General features: G+C 60.2%; 1 pseudogene and 1 other annotated feature. The pseudogene reads right to left on the bottom strand.

From position 1 onward, the window contains the following. Window positions 1-899, bottom strand: a pseudogene (locus tag A3764_RS24230) (IS3 family transposase); the annotation flags it as partial. Further along, window positions 502-618 (bottom strand) — a sequence feature (AL1L pseudoknot). Its footprint overlaps the pseudogene before it by 117 nt. Window positions 900-1,186: the final 287 nt, after the last annotated feature.

Below are 1,186 nucleotides of genomic sequence, written 5' to 3'. Positions count from 1 at the left end.
CATGGCCTTCGTCGGTTTGCGGTCATGGACGGCCTGCTCAAGGGCATCCAGGACGAACCCAGTCTGCGCCGAGGCGCTGACGCGCCAGCCAACGATCTTGCGCGCATAGGCGTCGATGACGAAAGCGACATACACGAAGCCCTTCCAGGTGGCGACATAGGTGAAATCGCTGACCCACAGCATGTTGGGCGCCGGGACGCGGAACTCGCGGTTGACCTTGTCCAGCGGGCACGGGACCTTCTTGTCAGGGATCGTTGTCCGATGCGGTTTGCCGCGGATGATGCCCTGAATGTCCATGTCCCGCATGAGCCTCGCCACCGTGCAACGCGCGACATCGAAGCCTTCCCGGACAAGCTGCCGCCAAACCTTGCGGACGCCGTAGACTTTGTAGTTCTCCTCCCAGACACGTTTGATCTCGGGCCGCAGGGCGGCATCACGACGGGCCCGATCCGAAAGCCGCATGGGATCAGCCCGCTTGGCGAGGTGATCATAGTAAGTGGAAGGGGCGATCGGCAGCACCGTGCAGATCGGCTCGACCCCATGCGCATCCTTGTGCGCCTCGATAAAATCCACCATCACTTCGACCGGCGGTCGAGCTCCGCCAGCGCAAAATATGCGCTCGCCTTCCGCAGGATCTCGTTGGCCTGCCGGAGCTCTCGGTTCTCCCGCTCCAGCGCCTTCATCCTCTCGGCCATGTCGCTGGGTATGCCTGCGCGCCTGCCACTGTCGACCTCGGCCTTTTTGGCCCAGTCGTTCAGCGTGTTTGCCGAGCAACCGATCTTCGCTGCGATCGACGTGATCGCCTGCCAGCGAGATCCGTGCTGACCCTCGTTGTCGAGAACCATCCGCACGGCGCGCTCGCGCACTTCGGGGGAAAACTTGTTCGTGGTCTTGCTCATGATGCTCCATCCTACTCAAGAGTTGGAGCCTCCGGCAAACCCGGCGCGGTTCAATCGCATGGCTTGAAGACTTGTTGCTTCCGGCAGGTTTGGAACGGGTCGACGGGCTGCTGCACATTGAGGTTGGAGCTGAGTAGCGAGTTCAATTTCAACCCAAGGTCGTTTAGGACTGTTAGTGGACACGTTTTGTGGCTGCATCGTTCACTTAGCGTGAGTTCGTCCGGAATCGGATCTTGCACCGGTAATGAAAGGCCGCAACGTAACATTGTGATGCAAAATCGAGTAGC

Source organism: Sulfitobacter sp. HI0129 (assembly GCF_001635395.1).
Classification (GTDB): domain Bacteria; phylum Pseudomonadota; class Alphaproteobacteria; order Rhodobacterales; family Rhodobacteraceae; genus Sulfitobacter.
Note: the sequence above shows the minus strand (reverse complement) of the source record. Positions and strands in the feature narration are given on the sequence as shown.